Annotated in this window: 18 protein-coding genes; 10 read left to right on the top strand and 8 right to left on the bottom strand. The window is 74.7% G+C overall.

Going from position 1 to position 20,053, the window contains the following annotated elements; all coding sequences use genetic code 11:
• Positions 1–232: 232 nt before the first annotated feature.
• The 5 genes from infB (at position 233) to INN71_RS16475 (ending at position 6,259) form a co-directional block, all read left to right on the top strand.
• Positions 233–2,539 carry a translation initiation factor IF-2 gene (gene infB / locus INN71_RS16495; RefSeq protein WP_301801242.1) on the top strand — a complete coding sequence of 769 codons (2,307 nt, stop codon included), beginning with the start codon at positions 233–235 and terminating at the stop codon, positions 2,537–2,539.
• Between the two features lie 181 nt (positions 2,540–2,720).
• A complete protein-coding gene (gene rbfA / locus INN71_RS16490; RefSeq protein ID WP_277499162.1) occupies positions 2,721–3,248 on the top strand; it encodes a 30S ribosome-binding factor RbfA in 528 nt (175 codons plus the stop codon).
• The gene (gene truB, locus INN71_RS16485; RefSeq protein WP_277499161.1) at positions 3,245–4,174 is read left to right on the top strand and encodes a tRNA pseudouridine(55) synthase TruB; all 930 of its coding nucleotides are present in this window, start codon (positions 3,245–3,247) and stop codon (positions 4,172–4,174) included. The genes rbfA and truB overlap by 4 nt, the downstream gene beginning before the upstream one ends.
• A gap of 62 nt (positions 4,175–4,236) precedes the next feature.
• Positions 4,237–5,259, top strand: coding sequence for a hypothetical protein (locus INN71_RS16480; RefSeq protein WP_277499159.1), 1,023 nt, complete (start codon positions 4,237–4,239; stop codon positions 5,257–5,259).
• Between the two features lie 55 nt (positions 5,260–5,314).
• On the top strand, positions 5,315–6,259 hold the full coding sequence (locus INN71_RS16475; RefSeq protein WP_277499173.1) for a bifunctional riboflavin kinase/FAD synthetase: 945 nt from the start codon (positions 5,315–5,317) through the stop codon (positions 6,257–6,259).
• A 77-nt stretch (positions 6,260–6,336) separates the two neighbouring features.
• Here the strand turns inward: INN71_RS16475 and INN71_RS16470 are convergent, their stop codons facing one another.
• Genes INN71_RS16470 through INN71_RS16455 form a run of 4 tightly spaced genes read right to left on the bottom strand, consistent with a single transcriptional unit; the run spans position 6,337 to position 10,683 of the window.
• Entirely contained in the window at positions 6,337–6,600 is a 264-nt protein-coding gene (locus tag INN71_RS16470; RefSeq protein WP_277499157.1) for an HPr family phosphocarrier protein, read from the bottom strand.
• A gap of 29 nt (positions 6,601–6,629) precedes the next feature.
• Complete coding sequence (locus INN71_RS16465) at positions 6,630–8,840, bottom strand: fructose-specific PTS transporter subunit EIIC (RefSeq protein ID WP_277499156.1); 2,211 nt, start codon at positions 8,838–8,840, stop codon at positions 6,630–6,632.
• Complete coding sequence (locus tag INN71_RS16460; RefSeq protein ID WP_277499153.1) at positions 8,837–9,814, bottom strand: 1-phosphofructokinase family hexose kinase; 978 nt, start codon at positions 9,812–9,814, stop codon at positions 8,837–8,839. Before INN71_RS16460 ends, INN71_RS16465 begins: the two co-directional genes overlap by 4 nt.
• Complete coding sequence (locus tag INN71_RS16455) at positions 9,811–10,683, bottom strand: DeoR/GlpR family DNA-binding transcription regulator (RefSeq protein ID WP_301801233.1); 873 nt, start codon at positions 10,681–10,683, stop codon at positions 9,811–9,813. The genes INN71_RS16460 and INN71_RS16455 overlap by 4 nt, the downstream gene beginning before the upstream one ends.
• Positions 10,684–10,692: 9 nt before the next feature.
• Between INN71_RS16455 and ptsP the strand changes: the two genes are divergently transcribed.
• From ptsP to INN71_RS16435, 4 genes are all read left to right on the top strand, one after another.
• Complete coding sequence (ptsP, locus tag INN71_RS16450; RefSeq protein ID WP_277499149.1) at positions 10,693–12,459, top strand: phosphoenolpyruvate--protein phosphotransferase; 1,767 nt, start codon at positions 10,693–10,695, stop codon at positions 12,457–12,459.
• Between the two features lie 139 nt (positions 12,460–12,598).
• Positions 12,599–12,874, top strand: a complete 276-nt coding sequence (gene rpsO, locus INN71_RS16445; RefSeq protein WP_277499148.1) for a 30S ribosomal protein S15 — start codon at positions 12,599–12,601, stop codon at positions 12,872–12,874.
• A gap of 400 nt (positions 12,875–13,274) precedes the next feature.
• A complete protein-coding gene (locus tag INN71_RS16440; RefSeq protein ID WP_301801231.1) occupies positions 13,275–15,524 on the top strand; it encodes a polyribonucleotide nucleotidyltransferase in 2,250 nt (749 codons plus the stop codon).
• Positions 15,521–16,897 carry a pitrilysin family protein gene (locus INN71_RS16435; RefSeq protein ID WP_277499147.1) on the top strand — a complete coding sequence of 459 codons (1,377 nt, stop codon included), beginning with the start codon at positions 15,521–15,523 and terminating at the stop codon, positions 16,895–16,897. Before INN71_RS16440 ends, INN71_RS16435 begins: the two co-directional genes overlap by 4 nt.
• 31 nt (positions 16,898–16,928) lie before the next feature.
• On the opposite strand, the gene INN71_RS16430 is transcribed toward INN71_RS16435, so the two are convergent.
• Complete coding sequence (locus tag INN71_RS16430; RefSeq protein WP_277499144.1) at positions 16,929–17,459, bottom strand: trans-aconitate 2-methyltransferase; 531 nt, start codon at positions 17,457–17,459, stop codon at positions 16,929–16,931.
• Positions 17,460–17,567: 108 nt separating this feature from the next.
• Here INN71_RS16430 and dapB point away from each other — a divergent pair, with 108 nt between their 5' ends.
• Positions 17,568–18,335: a 4-hydroxy-tetrahydrodipicolinate reductase gene (gene dapB / locus INN71_RS16425; protein WP_277499142.1), complete on the top strand. Its 768-nt coding sequence runs from the start codon at positions 17,568–17,570 to the stop codon at positions 18,333–18,335.
• A 24-nt stretch (positions 18,336–18,359) separates the two neighbouring features.
• Here the strand turns inward: dapB and INN71_RS16420 are convergent, their stop codons facing one another.
• Genes INN71_RS16420 through INN71_RS16410 form a run of 3 tightly spaced genes read right to left on the bottom strand, consistent with a single transcriptional unit; the run spans position 18,360 to position 20,033 of the window.
• On the bottom strand, positions 18,360–18,674 hold the full coding sequence (locus INN71_RS16420) for an AzlD domain-containing protein (RefSeq protein WP_277499140.1): 315 nt from the start codon (positions 18,672–18,674) through the stop codon (positions 18,360–18,362).
• Entirely contained in the window at positions 18,671–19,390 is a 720-nt protein-coding gene (locus INN71_RS16415) for an AzlC family ABC transporter permease (protein WP_277499137.1), read from the bottom strand. The genes INN71_RS16420 and INN71_RS16415 overlap by 4 nt, the downstream gene beginning before the upstream one ends.
• Positions 19,391–19,394: 4 nt before the next feature.
• Entirely contained in the window at positions 19,395–20,033 is a 639-nt protein-coding gene (locus INN71_RS16410) for a DUF3043 domain-containing protein (protein WP_277499136.1), read from the bottom strand.
• Positions 20,034–20,053: the final 20 nt, after the last annotated feature.

The following is a 20,053-nucleotide window of genomic DNA, read 5'->3' as shown; positions in this document are numbered from 1 at the left end:
CCCCGCGGCTCCCGCGGCCCCCTCCGCGCCGTCCGCCCCGTCCACGCCGGCGGCTCCCGCCGCGCGCGCCGGTGGCGGCTCGGCGCCGTCCCCCTCGGCCCCCGGCCGTCCCGGTCCCTCCGGTGGCGCCCGCCCGGGCCCGAAGCCGGCGCAGAAGAGCCCCGGCCCGCGTCCCGTGGGTCGTCCCGGCCAGCCGCGCCCCGGCAACAACCCGTTCGCGTCCAACCAGGGCATGGGTCGTCGCCCGGCCCCGACCGCTCCGCCCGCGGGGGGGCAGGGTGCCGGTGCGGGCACGGCGGGCGACCAGCGTCCGCCGCGTCCCCCGGCCGCCCGTGAGGGCGGCGCTCCGGGCCGTCCGGGCATGCCCCGGCCGAACCCGGCGATGATGCCGAAGTCCCCGGCTGCGTTCGGCTCCGGTCCGGGCGGCGCCCGTCCGGGCGGTCCGGGCCGCGGCGGGCCCGGCGCCCGTCCCGGCGGTGCTCCCGGTCGCGGTGGCCCTGGCGCCCGTCCCGGCGCTGGTGGCGGCGGCGCTCCCGGGCGTGGCCCCGGTGGCTTCGGCGGCGGTCCTGCCGCCGGTCGCCCCGGTGGCGGTCGTCCCGGTCAGCGTGGCGGCACGCAGGGCGCCTTCGGTCGCCCCGGCGGCCCGTCGCGTCGTGGTCGCAAGAGCAAGCGCGCTCGTCGCCAGGAGTTCGAGGCCATGCAGGCCCCGACGCTGGGCGTCAAGGGCGTGCGCAAGGGCGGCGGCGAGACGATCCGTCTCTCCCGCGGCGCCTCCCTGACCGACTTCGCCGAGAAGATCGGCGTCGACGCGGCCCAGCTCGTGCAGATGCTGTTCCACCTGGGCGAGATGGTCACGGCGACCGAGTCGGTCAACGACGAGACGCTGGAGCTGCTCGGCGACGAGCTGAACTACACGGTGCAGGTCGTGTCCCCGGAGGACGAGGACCGCGAGCTGCTCGAGTCGTTCGACCTGGAGTTCGGTTCCGACGAGGGCGACGAGTCCGACCTCGTCATCCGTCCGCCGGTCGTGACCGTCATGGGTCACGTCGACCACGGGAAGACGAAGCTCCTCGACGCGCTGCGCAACGCCAACGTGGTCGACAAGGAGGCCGGTGGCATCACGCAGCACATCGGCGCCTACCAGGTCCGCACGGAGGTGGACGGCACCGAGCGCCGCATCACCTTCATCGACACCCCGGGCCACGAGGCGTTCACCGCCATGCGTGCCCGTGGTGCCCAGGCGACCGACATCGCGATCCTCGTGGTCGCGGCCGACGACGGCGTCATGCCGCAGACGGTGGAGGCGCTCAACCACGCCAAGGCCGCCGGCGTGCCGATCGTGGTCGCGGTCAACAAGATCGACAAGCCGGACGCCGACCCGACGAAGGTCCGCGGCCAGCTGACCGAGTACGGCCTGGTGCCCGAGGAGTACGGCGGCGACGCGATGTTCGTCGACGTCTCGGCCAAGGCCGGGCTCAACCTCGAGGGCCTCCTCGAGGCGGTCGTCCTGACGGCGGACGCCTCGCTCGACCTGCGGGCCAACCCGACGCAGGACGCGCAGGGCCTCGTGGTCGAGGCGCACCTGGACCGCGGTCGCGGCCCGGTCGCCACGGTGCTGGTGCAGCGCGGAACGCTGCGCGTCGGCGACTCGCTCGTCGCCGGTCCCGCCTACGGTCGCGTCCGCGCCATGCTCGACGAGCACGGCAACGAGCTCACCGAGGTCGACCCGGCGCGTCCGGCGATGGTCCTGGGCCTCTCGGCGGTGCCGGGTGCGGGCCAGAACTTCATCGTGGTGGACGACGACCGCATGGCCCGTCAGATCGCCGAGAAGCGGGAGGCGCGCGAGCGTGCCGCCCTGCAGGCGAAGCGCCGGGTCCGCCGCACCCTCGAGGACTTCATGGCCTCGATGGAGAAGGGCAAGGACCAGGAGCTCAACCTGATCCTCAAGGGCGACGTGTCCGGCTCGGTCGAGGCGCTCGAGGACGCGCTGTCGAAGATCGACGTCGGCGACGACGTCAGCCTGCGCGTCATCGACCGCGGTGTCGGTGCGATCACCGAGACCAACGTCGACCTGGCGGCCGCCTCCGACGCGATCATCATCGGCTTCAACGTCCGCCCGCAGGGCAAGGCGACCGAGATGGCCGACAAGGAGGGCGTGGAGATCCGGTACTACTCGGTGATCTACCAGGCCATCGAGGAGATCGAGGCGGCCCTCAAGGGCATGCTCAAGCCGGAGTACGAGGAGCAGGTCCTGGGCCAGGCGGAGATCCGTGCGATCTTCCGCAGCTCCAAGATCGGCAACATCGCCGGTTGCATGGTCGCCAGCGGCACGATCCGGCGCAACGCCAAGGTCCGGGTGCTCCGCGACAGCAAGGTCGTCGCGGACAACCTCGACCTCTCCTCGCTCAAGCGGGAGAAGGACGACGCGTCGGAGGTCCGGGAGGGCTTCGAGTGCGGCCTCGTGCTGCGCAACTTCCAGGACATCAAGGAGGGCGACATCGTCGAGGCCTTCGAGCTGCGCGAGATCCCGCGCGGCTGAGAACCGTCCCGACCGGCCGTGGGGCCGGGGCCACCGCCCCCCGCCCCCCGCCCGGGGGTGACCCCCCCAAAAAACACAAGAAAAAACCCCCCCCGGGGGTTTCACCCCTCCCCCCTGGCCCTGGGCGGGGGGGCCCCCCCCCCCCCCCCCCCGGCCGGTTCGTCACGACAGGAAGAACGACATGAGCAACCCCCGTGCCCGCCGCATCGCGGACCGCATCCAGGTCGTCGTGGCCCAGATGCTGGAGCGCCGCCTCAAGGACCCCCGGCTGGGCTTCGTGACCGTGACCGACGTGCGGGTCTCCGGTGACACGCAGCACGCCACGATCTTCTACACCGTGCTCGGCGAGCAGGACTCGCTCGCCGGCACGGCGGCGGCGCTGGACTCGGCCCGCGGCATGATCCGCTCCGAGGTCGGCAAGCAGCTCGGCACGCGCCACGTCCCGACGCTCGAGTTCGTGCCCGACGCGCTGCCCGAGACCGCGCGCCACCTCGACGAGGTGCTGGCGAAGGCGAAGGCGCTCGACGAGGCCGTCGCGGCCTCGCGCGTCGAGCAGTACGCCGGGGAGCCGGACCCGTACCGCAAGCCCCGCGAGGACGACGACCTCGACGAGGACGACGAGGACGACACGGACGACCTCGACGAGCACGACGACCTCGACGACCTCGACGACACCGACGGTCCGGCCGAGGACGCGTCGCCGCGATGAGCGAGGCCCCCACGGGCATCGTCGTGGTGGACAAGCCCGGGGGCATCACCTCCCACGGCGTCGTCGGTCGCGTGCGCCGGCTCGCCGGCACCCGCAAGGTGGGCCACGCGGGCACCCTCGACCCGATGGCGACCGGCGTCCTCGTGCTGGGCGTCGGGCGGGCGACCCGACTGCTGGGCCACCTCATGCTCACCGAGAAGGGGTACGCCGCGACCGTGCGGCTCGGCGTCGCGACCTCGACGGACGACGCCGAGGGCGAGGTGCTCGCCGTACGCCCGGCCGGTCACGTCACGGAGGCCGACGTGCGCACCGCCCTCGCCGGCTTCGTCGGCGAGATCGACCAGGTGCCCACCGCGGTCTCGGCGATCAAGGTCGACGGCAAGCGGGCCTACCAGCGCGTGCGCGACGGCGAGGACGTCGTGCTCGCGTCGCGCCGGGTCACCGTCCACGAGCTGGTGGTCGACGCCGTCCGGCCCGCCGAGGTCGACGGCACGCCCGTCCTCGACGTCGACGTCGAGCTGCGCTGCTCCAGCGGCACCTACGTGCGCGCGATCGCACGCGACCTGGGCGCCCTGCTCGGCACGGGCGGGCACCTGACGGCGCTGCGCCGCACCGCGGTCGGGCCGTTCGACCTGTCCGCGGCGCGCACGCTCGAGCAGCTCGACGACGCGTTCGCGCCCGTGCCGCTGGCCGAGGTCGCCCGCCGGGTGTTCCCGGTGCTCGAGGTCGACGCCGACGGCGAGCGCGACGTGCGGGTGGGGCGCTCGCTGGACCGGCCGGCCGCGCTGCCCGGCCACGCCGCGGTGGACCTCGCAGAGGAGGGCGCCGCCGCCCCGCCGCTCGCCGTGCTGGGCCCCGACGGGGACTTCCTCGCGCTCTACCGCGCCGCGGGCGAGCGGCTGAAGCCGGTCGCCGTCTTCGTCTGAGTCCCGTCCCGGGAGCCGAGGCGGCCCGCCGTCGCGGGCCATGGGGGTGGCAGGCTGTGCGGATGCACTCCCTCCCCGACGAGGCCGCCCGCCTCGAGGCCACCGAGCGGTGGTTCGCGGCGCACGGCCTGCCGTACTTCGTCCTGTCCGGGCAGACGCGGGCCCGCGCGGCGCTGCGACCGGTCCGCGTCGTCCCCGGTCTCGTCCTCGTCGTGCTCGCGACCGTCCTGGTGGGTGTCGCCCTGGCCTGGGCCGGCTCCGACGTCGCGCTCGCCCCGGCCACGCTGCTGACGGGCGCCGGGCTGGCGGCGGTCGGCTACGCGGTCCTGGCCCTGGGGGCCCGCCCGATCGTGGCGTGGGCGGTGGGGCGCACGTTCGGCAGCCTGCGCCAGCTGCTGCCCACCGTCACCCGGGCCCTGCCGCTCCTGCTCGTGTTCGTCACGTTCCTGTTCATCAACGCCGAGGTCTGGCAGATGTCGGCGAGCCTGCCGGCCGGCTTCCTGTGGCTCACGGTGCTCCTGTTCGGGGCCATGGCGGTGGTGTTCCTCCTCGTCCGCCTGCCGGAGGAGGTCGACCGCGTCGACGACAACGTGGACGACGCGCTCCTGCTCTCCGCCTGCCACGGCACCCCGCTGGAGGGAGACGCGGCCCGCCTCGTCGCGGACGAGACCGCCGACCCGACCCGCAACGTCGTGCTGAACCGCTTCGAGCGGTGGAACCTGCTGCTCGTGCTCATCGTCGTGCAGGGGGTCCAGGTGCTCGTCGTGGTCGCCTCGATGTTCTGCTTCTTCGTGCTGTTCGGCGCGCTGACGATGCGCCCGGAGGTCGCGGAGGCGTGGACCGGTGGCGCGGTGAGCTCGGTGCCGGGCCTGCCCGGACTGACCGCCGAGCTGCTGGCGGTCTCCGTCTTCCTGTCCGCGTTCTCGGGGCTCTACTTCACGGTCGTCGCCGTCACCGACGACACGTTCCGGGGCCAGTTCTTCACCGGGGTGCTGGGCGAGCTGGAGCGCGCCATCGGGGTCCGCGCGGTCTACCGGGAGCTGCTGGACCGACGCGCGGACGCGCCCGGCGCTGTGCGAGGCTGACGTCAGCACTGGCGAGCGTCGCGACGACGCGGGTGGAGAGGAGTCTGCTGCGGTGGTGCAGGTCTGGCGTGCGCTGGCCGACGTCCCCGACGACCTCGGTCGCACGGTGGCGGTCATCGGCAACTTCGACGGGGTCCACCTCGGTCACCAGCACGTCGTGCGCCGGGCGCGGGAGCTCGCCGACGAGCTCGGCGTGGCCCGGGTCGTCGCCGTCACGTTCGACCCCCACCCCATCGCCGTGCTGCGCCCCGAGCACGCCCCGCCGACGTTGAGCACCATCGACGCGCGGGTGGCCCTGCTGAGCGAGGCGGGCATCGACGACGTGCTCGTCGTGCCGTTCGACCGCGGCGTGGCCGCGTGGACCCCGGAGGAGTTCGTCGACCGGATCCTCGTCCAGGCCCTGCACGTGCGGGGCGTCGTGGTCGGCGCCAACTTCCGCTTCGGCAACCGGGCGGCGGGCGACGTCGCCACGCTGCAGGAGGCGGGCCGCTCGCGGGACTTCGTCGCGGAGGGCATCGCGCTGGACGGCGGGCCCCAGGTGTGGTCGTCGACCTACGTGCGCAACTGCCTGGCCGCCGGGGACGTCGAGGGCGCCGCGGAGGCGCTCGGTCGCCCGTTCACGGTCCGCGGGGTCGTCGTCCAGGGCGACCAGCGGGGCCGCGAGCTGGGCTACCCCACGGCCAACGTGCCCACCACCGGCCTCGCGGCGGCCCCCGCCGACGGTGTGTACGCCGGGTGGCTGCGCCGCACCGACACCGGCGAGACCCACCCCGCCGCCATCTCGGTCGGCACGAACCCCACCTTCGACGGGGAGCGCGAGCGGCGGGTGGAGTCCTACGTCCTCGACCGCGCCGACCTCGAGCTGTACGGCGTGGAGGTGGAGGTCTCGTTCGTCGCCCGCCTGCGCGGCATGACGCGCTTCGACGGTGTCGAGCCCCTCCTCGTGCAGATGGCCGACGACGTGGACCGCGCCCGCGCGCTCCTCGCGCCCCCGGGCTGAGCGAGCCCCTGACGGTACGACGACGGCCCGCCCCCTCGAGGGGGCGGGCCGTCGTCGTACCAGCGGGCGGGCGTCGCTCAGTCCTCGGCGTCGAGGTCCTTCTCGACCAGCGCGACGATCGCGGCGACGGCCGCCTCGTCGTCGCCGGTGACCTCGACGGTGTCGCCGTGGCCGGCGCCCAGGGTCATGATCATCAGCGCGGAGGCCGCGTCGACGGGCTCGTCGCCCGGCAGCGCGATGGTCACGTCGGCGTCGAGCTCCTCGGCGGCCTCGGCGATGATGCCCGCGGGGCGGGCGTGGAGGCCGACGGCGGAGCCGACGACGGCGGTCGTGGTGGGCATGAGCGGGTCCTCTCGGTGGGTGGGCGGGGTCAGGCGGTGACGGGGGAGCGGTCGCCGGCGGCGGCCCCGGTGCTCCCGGTGCCCGTGGCGCCGGTCGTCACCCCCGTCTCGGCGTCGGGGAGCGCCGGACGGGTCCAGGTCTTGAGCGCCACGACCGCGAGGGCGGCGGCGACGACGCCGACGGCGAGCGAGATCAGGAAGCCCACGACGTTGCCGACGGCGAAGAGCACGAAGATGCCGCCGTGCGGGGCCCGGACCGAGACGTCGAGGGCCTGCGACAGGCCGCCGGTGACGGCGCTGCCGAACATGATGGCGGGGATGACGCGCAGCGGGTCGGCCGCGGCGAACGGGATCGCGCCCTCGGTGATGAACGAGGCGCCCATGAGCCAGCCGGCCTTGCCGTTCTCGCGCTCGTTCTCGGTGAACAACCGCGGGCGGAGCACGGTGGCCAGCGCGAGCGCGATCGGCGGCACCATGCCGGCGAGCATCACGGCGGCCATGATCTTCAGCTCGGGGGCGTCGCTCGCGAGGCTCGCGCCACCCACGCCGACGGCGGCGAAGCTGTAGGCCACCTTGTTGAGCGGGCCGCCCATGTCGAACGCCATCATCAGGCCGAGGATGACGCCGAGCAGGATCGCGTTGGAGCCCGACAGGGAGTTGAGGCCGTCGGTCAGGTTCGTCATCACCCAGTTGATGGGCTTGCCGAGCACGAGGATCATCACCAGGCCCGCGACCACCGAGGTGACCAGCGGGATGATGAGCACCGGCATGAGGCCGCGCATCCAGCTCGGCACCTTCCAGCCGGCGATCCAGTGGGCGATCACGCCGGCGAGGACGCCGCCGACGATGGCGCCGAGGAAGCCGGTGGCCGGGAGCCCGGTGGCCGGGTCGCCGCTGTCGGTGACGTTGAAGATGTTCATGGCGAGACCGCCGACGATGAAGCCGGGGGCGATGCCCGGGCGGTCGGCGATCGCGTAGGCGATGTAGCCGGCCAGCGCCGGGATGAAGAACATGAACGCCGTCTTGCCGATGATGAAGAGCAGCGCGCCGAGGTACGCCGCGAGGCCGGAGCCGAGCAGCACGTGGTCGAGCCCGTACGCCGCGGGGTCGGGCAGGTCCGCCAGGGAGTGGTCGACGGCGATGTCGCCGTACGCGTCCGTGATGTCGTAGCCGCCGAGCAGGAAGCCGAGCGCGATGAGCAGGCCGCCCGCCGCGACGAACGGGATCATGTAGGAGACGCCGGTCATGAGCACGCGCCGCGTGCGGCCGCCCCACGACTCGTTCTCGCTGCCCCGCTCGCCGGGCGACGCGCCCGGGCCGTCGCCGTCCACGCGGGCGGCGTTCGGGTCGCTGGCGGCCGCGAGGGCCTCGACGATCATCGCGTCCGCGTCGTCGATGGGGCGCTTGACCGAGGAACGGACGAGCGGCTTGCCGGCGAAGCGACCGCGGTCGCGCACCCCCACGTCGACGGCGAAGATCGCGGCGTCCGCCGCGGCGATGACGGACGGGTCGAGCGGCGTCGACCCGGCCGAGCCCTGGGTCTCCACGTGGAGCGTGACCCCGGCGCGGCGGGCCGCGGCCTCGAGGGCCTCGGCCGCCATGTAGGTGTGGGCGATGCCGGTCGGGCAGGCGGTGACCGCCACGAGCGACGGGGGGTTGCCGACGTGGCGGCCCGGGTCCGTCGCGGCGCCGCCGGCGGGGGTCGTGGCGGCGCTCGCGGCGGTGGCTCCCGTCGCGGCGGCGGGTGCCGTCGTACCGGCCGGGGTGGCGGCGGGCAGCGAGACGACCTCCTCGACGATCGTCACGACCTCCTCGGGGGTGGTCGCCGCGCGCAGCGCCTGGGTGAACGCGGGCTTGGCGAGCGCGCGGGCGAGCTGCTGCAGGATCTTCATGTGCAGCGCGCCGCCGCCGTCGGGGGCGGTGATGAGGAACGCGAGGTCGGCCCCGCCGTCCTTGGCGCCGAAGTCCACGCGCGGCGCGAGCCGCGCGAAGGTCAGCGTCGGGTGGGCGACGCCCGCGGTGCGGCAGTGGGGGATCGCGATGCCGCCGGCCAGTCCGGTGGCCGACTTCTCCTCGCGGTCGCGCACGTCGGCGAGCACCGTCTCGGGGGCGTCGGTGCGGCCGGCCTCGGCCAGCACGGCGACGAGGGCGCGGATCGCGTCGTCCTTCTCCGGCCCGAGGTCGGCGTCGAGCCGGACCAGGTCGGGGGTGATCAGCGCGGGGCTGGTGTCGTGGGTCATGAGTCACCTCGGGTGAACGGGACGGGGGAGACGGCGACCAGCTCGGGACGGACCTGGTCGGGGAGCGGAATGGTGGTGCCGGGGAGCCCGGCGGCGGCGCTGCCGTAGGCGACGCCGAGAGCGAGGCGCTGCTCGGCGGGGAGGCCCCGCCGGCAGCCGAGGAGGTAGCCGAAGAGGCTGGAGTCGCCCGCGCCCACCGTGCTGACCACGGTGGTGGGGGGCGGGGTGGCGTGCCAGGCGCCGACGGCGCCGGTCGCGTCGCGGTGCAGCAGGACGGCGCCGTTGCCGCCGAGGGTGGCGAGCACCGTGCCCACGCCCTGCTCGAGGAGCTGGTGCGCCGCCGCGGCGGTCGCGGCCGGGTCGGCCTCGAGGACGTCGGCGTCGGCGCCGGTGAAGGAGGCCAGCTCCTCGGCGTTGGGCTTCATCAGCTCGGGGGCCGAGCCGGGGAGCGCGGCCACGAGGGCCTTGAGCGGGGCGTCGCTCGTGTCCACCGCCACGCGCGTGCCGCGCGAGCGCAGCCGGGCGGTGAGGGCGGCGTACCACTCGGGCGGCGCACCGGGGGGCAGGGACCCGGCGAGCACGGTCCAGTCGGCCTGGCCGGCGTGGTGCAGCAGCACGTCGGTCAGCTCGTCCAGGACCCGGGCGTCGACCTCGGCCCCCGGGCTGTTCAGCTTGGTCGTCGTGCCGTCGGGCTCGGCGAGCGTGACGTTGACGCGCACGGGGCCGCTCGGGTGCACGGGGCGGCAGTCGACCCCGCCGGCGAGCAGCTCGAGGACGAAGGGGTCCTCCCGCAGCGCGGGGAGCACGGCGATCGAGGGCTCGCCGGCGGCGACGGCCGCGCGGGAGATGTTGACGCCCTTGCCGCCGGGCTGGGACGTCGTGGTGGCGACCCGGTGCACGGCACCGCGGGCCAGCCGCTCGGTGAGCGCGACGGTCTGGTCGACGCTCGGGTTCGGGGTGAGGGTGAGGATCATGCGAGGTCGACCTCCAGGCCGGTGGCGCGCAGGGCGGCGAGCTCGCCGGGGTCGGCGTCCGTGGTCGTGACCAGGGCGTCGACCTCGTCGAGCTCGGCGAACTTCCGGGTGTGCTCCTCGCCGACCTTCGTGCCGTCGGCGAGGGCGACGACGGAGCGGGCGGCGGCGACGAGCGAGCGCTTCACCGCGGCCTCCTCCGCGTCGGGGGTGGACAGGCCGTGCGCGGTCGAGATGCCGTTCGCGCCGACGAAGGCGACGTCGACGCGGAGCCGCTCGAGGTGGACGACGGTCTCGGGGCCCACGGCGGCCAGCGTCTGCGGGCGCACCCGACCGGGCAGCAGGTGCAGGTCCAGCTGGGGCAGGCCCGCGAGGCGGGCCGCGATCGGCACCGAGTGGGTGACCACCACGAGGCGGTGGGCCGGCGGGAGCGCGGCCGCCAGGGCCGCGGTGGTGGTGCCCGCGTCGAGCAGCACCGTGCTCCCCGGGCTCGGCAGGTAGCGGACCGCGAGGCGCGCGATGCGCTCCTTCTCGGCCGTGCGGGTGCGGCTGCGGTCCGCCACACCGGCCTCGATGACGTGGAGGGCGTCGGCGGGCACGACGCCGCCGTGCACCCGGCGCACGAGGCCCCGGCGCTCGAGGCCGGACAGGTCGCGGCGCACCGTCTCCGTCGTCACCGCGAACTCCGCGGCGAGCGCCGTCACGGACATGCGGCCCTCGGCCGCCACCCGTTGGGCGATCGCGTTCTGTCGTTCCTCGGCGTACATCTCCGCCTCCCTGGGCCGCCCGGTCGCGCCGGCGCTGATCCGGACGATCTGTGTTCGTGTTGTTCTATGCCCGTTCATGTTGACTGTCAAGGGGTCGGGGCGCAAACTCGGGGCATGGTCACCGCTGACTCCGCCGGCTCCGCTGCCGCCACCGGCCCCGCCGCTCCCGCCGCTCCCGCCGCCCCCGTCCGGACGCGCCGCGGGACGCCCGTCGTGCCCGGCGTCGCGCACGCCCCCGTGCTCCGGGTGGCGACGGAGGTCGACCCCGCGGCCGTCGCGGCCCTGCGCGCCTCGGCGCCGACCGAGGAGGAGCCCGCGCTCGCGGCGTACGACGCGGCTGCCGCAGCCGTCGCGGACGGGTACGTCGCCCGCGCCGCGCGGGTCGAGGGCGCGGCCGCCCAGGTGCTCACCGCGAGCGCCGGTCTCGCCCGCGACCGCGGGCTGCGCTCGGGCGTGCGCAAGCAGCTGCGGGGCGGGGCCGACCTGCTCGGCGCCGTCGAGTCGGCGGTCGACACCTTCGTCGCGCTGTTCGAGCAGCAGGGCGGCCTGATGGCCGAGCGCGTCACCGACCTGCGCGACATCGAGCGCCGCCTCGTCGCCCGCCTGGCCGGCGCCCCGGAGCCGGGCGTCGTGCTCCCGACCACGCCGGTCGTGCTCGTCGCCGCCGACCTGGCGCCCTCGGACACCGCCGGCCTCGACCCGGCCGTCGTGGTCGGCCTGGTGACCGAGCGCGGCGGCGCGACCAGCCACACCGCGATCATCGCCCGCCAGCTCGGGATCCCCTGCGTGGTCGGCGTCGCGGGGGCCCTCGAGCTGCCCGACGGCGAGCCCGTGCTCGTGGACGGTTCCGCCGGCACGGTCGAGCTCGCGCCCGACGCCGAGGAGGCGGGGTCCCGCGTCCGGGCCGACACCGAGCTGCGCGCCGCCACCGCGGCGTGGACCGGCCCGGCCGCCACCCGCGACGGCGTGCGGGTCAAGCTGCTCGCCAACGTCGCCGACCCCGCCTCCGCGCAGGCGGCGGCGAGCGAGCCGGTCGAGGGCGTCGGCCTGTTCCGCACCGAGCTGTCCTTCCTCGACCGCCCGACCGAGCCGACGGTGGCGGAGCAGGCGGACATCTACGCCGAGGTGCTCGCGCCGTACGCCGGCCGGGGCCAGCACGTCGTCGTGCGCACCCTCGACGCCGGTTCCGACAAGCCGATCGCCTTCGCGACCCACGAGGGGGAGGAGAACCCCGCCCTGGGCGTGCGCGGCCTGCGGCTCGCCGCCGACAACCCCGCGCTGCTGGCCCACCAGCTCGACGCGGTGGCGGAGGCCGCGCGGCGCACCGGCACCGAGGCGTGGGTCATGGCGCCCATGGTCGCCACGCGCGACGAGGCCGCGGCCTTCGCCGAGCAGGTGCACGCCCGGGGCCTGAGGGCGGGGGCGATGGTCGAGGTGCCGGCCGTCGCGGTGCTCGCCCACCGGGTGCTCGAGGTCGTCGACTTCCTGTCGATCGGCACCAACGACCTGACGCAGTACACGATGGCCGCCGACCGGCTCGCCAGCGACCTGGCCCACCTCACGGACCCGTGGCAGCCCGCGGTGCTCCACCTCGTCGCCATCACGGCGGCGGCGGGCCAGCAGGCCGGCAAGCCCGTCGGCGTCTGCGGCGAGGCCGCCGCCGACCCGCTGCTCGCCTGCGCGCTCGTCGGCATGGGCATCACGTCGCTGTCGATGGCGCCGAGCGCGGTCCGCGCCGTCGGCGCCATGCTCGCCCGCGTCACGGCCGACGAGTGCCACCAGGTCGCCGAGGCCGTGCTCGCCGCGTCCGACCCGACGGCGGCCCGCGCCGCCGCCCGGGCGGTGCTCGCCGCGGCCGAGGGCGGGCAGCCGGAGGCCTGAGCCCCGCCGTACCGCGCTGTTTTGGGGGCGTCGCGGCGCCGCTGGTACGTTTCTCCGGTTGCCGTCAGGACGGCCGCGGAACCCAGTGCCCGGGAGAACAGGCCCCGGCGCGCCGCGCAACGAGTCGAGAGGAGCCCGCATGTCGATCGGAACCGACGCGGAGACCAAGAAGAGGATCATCGCCGAGTACGGCACGACGCCGGGCGACACCGGCTCGCCGGAGGTGCAGGTCGCGCTGCTGAGCCACCGCATCGCGCACCTCACGGAGCACCTGAAGCAGCACAAGCACGACCACCACAGCCGTCGTGGCCTGCTGCTGCTGGTCGGCCAGCGCCGCCGCCTGCTCAACTACCTCAGCAAGACGGACATCAACCGGTACCGCTCGATCATCGAGCGCCTCGGCCTCCGTCGTTGATCGCGCCAGGAGCGGTCGCCCACCCGGGCGGCCGCTCCTGCTGCATCCGGCCTCCTTCGTCCAGCGGCGCCGAGCCGCTATCGTCGGAGCCGTGCGCGCCGCCCGACGGCGCGCCCCGCACCACCGGCACCACCCCGTAGGCACCACCCCGTAGGACCGCAGGACAACAGAACACCGGAACCATCCACCAGGAGCGACCCGCACCGTCCGGCCCGGTCCTCGGTAGTGGCCCTCGGATCCCCGCGTCGCACGTCGACCGGCCGGCTCCGCGGGCCTCGATCGAAGACCGGCACGCAAGCCGCGGGACCTCGACGAGGCCCCACCCGCGCGTGGACGGCCCCCGTGCATCGCGACAGGCGAGCACGCCGCGGTTCGCTCCGCACACAGAACAGGGATCTCCTTGACCGAGTCCACCCCCACCGGGCCCGTCATCTCCGCCGTCGAGACCGTCCTCGACAACGGACGCTTCGGCACCCGCACCGTCAAGTTCGAGACCGGGCTGCTCGCCCGGCAGGCCGCCGGCTCCGTGACGGCGTACCTCGACGACGACACGATGCTGCTGTCCGCCACGACGGCGGGCAAGCACCCCAAGGACCACTTCGACTTCTTCCCCCTGACGATCGACGTCGAGGAGCGGATGTACGCCGCGGGCCAGATCCCCGGCTCGTTCTTCCGCAGCGAGGGCCGCCCGGGCGAGGACGCGATCCTCGCCTGCCGCCTCATCGACCGCCCGCTGCGCCCGACCTTCAAGAAGGGCCTGCGCAACGAGGTCCAGGTCGTCATCACCGTGATGTCGCTCAACCCCGACACCCCGTACGACGTGCTGGCGATCAACGCCGCGTCCATGTCGACGCAGCTCTCCGGCCTGCCGTTCTCCGGCCCCATCGGTGGCGTCCGAGTGGCGCTCATCGAGGGTCAGTGGGTGGCGTTCCCGACCCACAGCCAGCTCGAGGACGCCGTCTTCGACATGGTCGTCGCGGGTCGCGTCACCGACTCGGGCGACGTCGCGATCATGATGGTCGAGGCCGAGGCCACCGAGCAGACCTGGACCCTGGTCCAGGGCGGCGTGCAGGCCCCCACCGAGGAGGTCGTCGCCGGCGGTCTCGACGCGGCCAAGCCGTTCATCAAGCAGCTGGTGGAGGCCCAGGCCGAGCTCGCCAAGGCCGCCGCCAAGCCGGTCGCCGACTTCCCGGTCTTCCTCGACTTCGAGGACGACGTGTACGCCGCCGTCGAGGCCGCCGTGAGCGGCGAGACCGCCGCGGCGCTGACGATCGCCGGCAAGCAGGAGCGCGAGGAGAAGCTCGACGAGGTCAAGGCCGCGCTGCTCGAGCGCATCGGCTCCGACTTCGAGGGCCGCGAGAAGGAGGTCGGCGCCGCCTACCGCGCGCTGACCAAGCAGCTCGTCCGCGAGCGCGTCCTGCGCGACAAGGTGCGCATGGACGGTCGCGGCCTCGCCGACATCCGCCCGCTGCACGCCGAGGTCGGCGTGATCCCGCGCGTCCACGGCTCGGCGCTGTTCGAGCGCGGCGAGACGCAGATCCTCGGCGTCACGACGCTCGGCATGCTCAAGATGGAGCAGCAGCTCGACACGCTGTCGCCGGAGAAGCACCGCCGCTACATGCACAAGTACGTGTTCCCGCCCTTCTCCACGGGCGAGACCGGTCGCGTCGGCTCGCCGAAGCGCCGCGAGGTCGGCCACGGCGCGCTCGCGCGCCGCGCCCTCCTGCCCGTGCTGCCCTCGCGCGAGGAGTTCCCCTACGCGATCCGTCAGCTCTCCGAGGCCATGGGCTCCAACGGCTCCACCTCGATGGGCTCGGTCTGCGCCTCCACGCTCGGTCTCCTGCACGCGGGCGTCCCGCTGAAGGCGCCGGTCGCGGGCATCGCGATGGGTCTCATCTCCGGCGAGGTCGACGGCCAGACGCAGTACGTCGCGCTGACCGACATCCTCGGCGCGGAGGACGCGTTCGGCGACATGGACTTCAAGGTCGCCGGCACGCGCGAGTTCGTCACCGCGCTGCAGCTCGACACCAAGCTCGACGGCATCCCGGCGCAGGTGCTGGCCGGCGCGCTGACCCAGGCCCGCGACGCGCGCCTGGCGATCCTCGACGTCATGGACGAGGCCATCTCCGTCCCCGGCGAGATGTCCGCCACGGCGCCGCGCATCATCACGGTGAAGATCCCCGTCGACAAGATCGGCGAGGTCATCGGCCCCAAGGGCAAGGTCATCAACCAGATCCAGGACGACACGGGCGCCCAGATCTCGATCGAGGACGACGGCACCATCTACATCGGTGCCCAAGAGGGCTCGGCCGCCGAGGCCGCCCGCTCCGCGATCAACGCCATCGCCAACCCGACGATGCCCGAGGTCGGCGAGCGCTACCTCGGCACCATCGTGAAGACGACGAACTTCGGTGCGTTCGTCTCGCTGATGCCGGGCAAGGACGGCCTGCTGCACATCACCAAGCTGCGGGCCCTCAACGACGGAAAGCGCGTCGAGTCCGTCGACGACGTCGTCTCCGTCGGCCAGAAGATCCAGGTCGAGATCGGCGAGATCGACGACCGCGGCAAGCTGTCGCTCGTCCCCGTGGTCGAGGAGGCCGGCGAGCCGGCCGCCGAGGCCGCCGAGGTCGAGGGCGACTCCGCGGAGTGACCTCCCCGCACACCACCGGTCCGGCCGGCCAGCAGTCCGCTGCTGGCCGGCCGGCCCCGTTCCCGGCCCCCTCCCCGGCCCGCGCGGGGGGCGGCGTCGAGCCGACCCCGCTGCCGGCGGGCGTCCGCCGTACCGTCCTGCCCAGCGGCCTGCGCGTCGTGAGCGAGCACGTCGCCGGCGTGCGCTCGGCGAGCATCGGTGTCTGGATCGGCGTGGGCTCGCGCCACGAGGTGCCCGCGCTGCACGGCGGCTCGCACTTCCTCGAGCACGTGCTGTTCAAGGGCACGCGCGACCGCTCGGCGCTCGACATCTCCGTCGAGCTCGACGAGGTCGGCGCGGAGGTGAACGCGTTCACCGCGAAGGAGTACACGTGCTTCCACGCGCGGGTGCTCGACGCCGACGTCCCGCTCGTGCTCGACGTCATGGGCGACATGCTGACCTCCTCGCTCATCGCCGACGCGGACGTCGAGGCGGAGCGCGAGGTGATCCTCGACGAGATCGCCATGCACGACGACGACCCCGACGACGTCGTCCACAACCTCTTCGCCGCGCAGGCGTGGGGGGACTCGCCGTACGGCCGCCCGATCGCGGGCACCGAGGCCTCCATCGAGGCCATGTCGCCCGCGGCGGTGCGTCGCTTCCACCGTCGTCACTACCGGGCGCCGCGGATGGTGGTCTCGGCGGCGGGCAACGTCGACCACGACGCGCTGGTCGCCCTGGTGACCCGCGCCTTCGGCCGCCGTGGCTTCCTCGACACCGAGGCGGCCCCCGAGACCCCGCCGCTCGCCGACGCGGCGCCGCGCCCCACCGTGCGCCGGGTGCGCCCGGGACGGGCGAGCGCGACCCGCGGCTTCGAGCAGGTCAACGTCGTGCTGGGCACGGCGGGCCTCGCACGGGGCGACGAGCGCCGCTTCGCGATGGGCATCCTCACCACGGGCCTGGGCGGCGGCACGTCGTCGCGCCTCTTCCAGGAGGTGCGCGAACGGCGCGGCCTGGCGTACTCCGTCTACGCCTTCACCACGCAGCACGTCGGCGCCGGGCTCGTCGGCGTCGCGGTCGGGTGCCTGCCCGCGAAGCTCGACGCGACCCTCGAGGTGGTGCGGGCCGAGCTGGCCGCCGTGGCCCGCGGCGGCCTCGACGCCGACGAGGTACGCCGGGGCGCCGGCCAGCTGCGGGCCGGGCTCGTGCTCGGCATGGAGGACACGGCCTCGCGGATGCACCGCCTGGGCAAGGGCGAGCTGCTGGGGGAGCGGCTGCTCGGCGTCGACGAGGTCATCGAGCGCATCGACGCGGTCACCGTGGACGAGGTGGCCGAGCTGGCCGCGACCGTCCTGGGCGGCCCCGAGGTGCTCGCGGTGGTCGGCCCCTCCTGACGCGGGCCGGCCCGGGGCCGGCCGGGGCCGGTCAGATCTGGGCGGTGACCCGCTGCCCGACGATGCCGACGGAGCCCTGCTGCGGGTTCTGCACGACCGAGACGCGGAAGCCGCCCTCGGTGAGGGCCCGGCTCGCCGACTCGACGATGCGCTGCTTGCCCTCGGGACGCGTGGCCTCGTAGAAGAGGAACAGCTTGCCGCCGGGCAGCAGCTTCTCGTGCAGCAGCGCCACCTCGTCGGCGGCGCCGCGCACCCAGAACAGGTTGACGTTGAAGGCGAACGCCTTGTGGAGCCGCTTCACGGGCACGCGCAGGGTCGCGAGGTCGATCTGGCGCACCGTCAGCCGGCCCGCGTCGACGTATGCCGCGCAGCGCCGCTTCGTGCGGTCCACGCCCGACTCCGAGCGGTCGATGGCGAAGAGCTTGCCGGTCTCCAGGCGGGAGCAGACGAGCTCCGCCGCCGCGCCGGGCCCGCAACCGACCTCCAGGAGCTGGTCGCCGGGCTGGACGTCCATGACGTCGACTCCCCAACGGATCCGGGCCGGGATGGTCTGCTGCCTCATGCGGTACAGCCTGCCACCTGCGCCGAGCGGGTGCTGGCACCGCCACGGCCGGCGGACCCCTCGACCGGGTGGGCGACGGCGGCCGCGGCCCGCGTAGGTTGTCCTGCTGTGAGCGAGAACGGGACGCAGCGGACCCGGGTCGGCGTGCTGGGCGCGCGCGGCAAGGTCGGCCAGGAGATCTGCCGGGCGGTCGAGGCCGCCGACGACCTCGAGCTGGTGGCGCAGGTGGACGCCGGGGACGACGTCGCGGTGCTGCGCACCTCGGGCGCCGAGGTGGTCGTGGACTTCACCCACCCCGACGTGGTGATGGACAACCTCGAGGTGTGCGTCGCGGCCGGCATCCACGCCGTCGTCGGCACCACCGGGTTCGACGACGAGCGTCTCGACCGGCTCCGGTCGTGGCTCGCGGACTCGCCCGGCACGGGCGTGCTCATCGCCCCCAACTTCTCCATCGGCGCGGTGCTGATGATGCGGTTCGCGGCCGAGGCCGCCCGCTTCTACGAGTCGGTCGAGGTCGTGGAGCTGCACCACCCGACGAAGGCCGACGCCCCCTCGGGTACGGCGCGCCGCACCGCCGAGCTCGTCGCCGCGGCCCGGCGCGAGGCGGGCTGCCCGCCGATGCCGGACGCGACGTCGACGGCGCTCGACGGCGCCCGCGGCGCGGTCGTGGACGGCGTGCCCGTCCACGCCCTGCGCATCCGCGGGATGGTGGCCCACCAGGAGGTCGTGCTCGGTGGCCCGGGGGAGACCCTCACGATCCGCCACGACTCGATGGACCGCGCGTCGTTCGCGCCCGGCGTGCTCGTGGGCGTCCGCGAGATCGGCGCCCACCCCGGCCTCACGGTCGGGCTCGAGGCGTTCCTCGACCTCGACTGAGCGCTGGAGCGGACCGCGCGGGGCTCAGCCCACGCCCGCCGCGCGCAGCCCCGCGGCGGTGAGCGCGGCCAGCACCACGACGAGGAGGAAGTTCGCGCGCAGAGCGAGGGCGACGACCGCCACCGCGAGCCCGGCGACCCGGGCGTCGACGACCAGCCGCGACCCGTCCGCGACGGCCTGCACCGCCACCAGGGCGGACAGCAGGGCGATGGGCAGGGCCAGGGCCACCCGTCGTACGACGGGCCGTTCCAGCACCTCCGCGGGCAGGGACAGGCCCGCGAGCTTGAGCAGGTAGCTGCCGGCCGCGAGCACCAGCAGCGCGACCCACGTGGTGCTCACGACGCGCTCCCTTCGGCGGGGACCGGGCCTGGCGGCGAGCGCCGGGGCAGGAGCGCGGCCAGGAGGGCCACGGACGCGGACGCGAGCACGGGTACGCCGGCCGGCGTGGCGGGCACGAGCAGCAGGGCCAGCGCAGCCGCCACCACGGCGACGACGACGGCCGGCCGGTCGCCCAGCCGCGGCCACAGCAGGGCGAGGAACGCGGCGGCGACGGCCGCGTCGAGACCGTAGGTACGGGGGTCGCCGATGGCCGTGCCGGCGAGCGCGCCGACGAGGGTCATGAGGTTCCACAGCACGAAGACCGACCCGCCGGTGACGAGGAAGCCGAGGCGGGCGTGGTCGGTGCGGGTGGTGGCGGTCGCCACGGCGCTGGACTCGTCGATCACGAGCTGCGCGGCGCCGGCGCGCCGCAGTCCCCGCCAGCCGAGCAGACGCACCAGGCCGAGGCCGTAGAGCATGTTGCGCGCCCCGAGCATCAGGCCGGTGGCCGCGCCCGACCAGGGGGAGCCGCCGGCGGCGAGCACGCCGACGAAGGCGAACTGGGAGGCGCCGGAGAAGACCAGCAGCGACAGTGCGCAGGCCTGCCAGACGTCGAGCCCGCCCGCGACGGCGACGGCCCCGAAGGAGGTGCCGTAGAGGCCGGTCGCGACGCCGATGGCCAGGCCCTGGCGCACCAGGGCGCGCCGCCCGTCGACCTCCTCGGCCGGGCCGCTCACCCGGTCAGCGGTAGTCGTCGCCGAGGCGGGTGCCGATCTTGACGCGCGGCTTGGGCAGGCGCCACGGCTTGATCTGCAGCGAGCGGCTTACCGCGTAGAAGGTGAGGCCCTTGAAGGGCTCGTCGGGGAAGCGGCGGCGCACCTCGCGGCGCAGGCGGAAGCGCAGGTAGAGCACGTCGAGCACGACCAGCAGCAGCATCGTCGTCAGCACCAGGGTGCCCATGGCGACGAGGTCGGCGTTGCCCGAGTACTGCAGGACGAGCGAGAGCACCATGACCGGCAGCGTCAGCTCGGTGAAGGAGAAGCGCGAGTCCACGAAGTCGCGGGTGAAGCGGCGCACCGGCCCGCGGTCGCGCTTCGGCATGAAGGTCTCGTCGCCGGTCTTCATGGCCTGGCGGACCTTGTCCTGGCGGGCCTTGCGGTCGGCGCGCTCCTTGGCCGCCAGCTCCTTGCGGGAGCGGGCGGGCTTCGCGCGGGCCCGCGCCGCCGCCTCGGCCTCGCGCCGGCTCGGCGTGGGGCGACCCTTGGCGGCGGGGTTCCTCGAGGGGCGTCCGTCCACCTCGCCCGCGGGGTCGGGGGCCTCGGTGGTCGAGGGGCCCGGGTCGACGGGGGTGGAGCTACGACGGAACAACGCTGGCCTCACAGGACGGACGGTGGGGAGCG

It is taken from the genome of Nocardioides sp. ChNu-153 (genome assembly GCF_030466625.1).
Classification (GTDB): Bacteria; Actinomycetota; Actinomycetes; order Propionibacteriales; family Nocardioidaceae; genus Nocardioides.
Note: the sequence above shows the minus strand (reverse complement) of the source record. Positions and strands in the feature narration are given on the sequence as shown.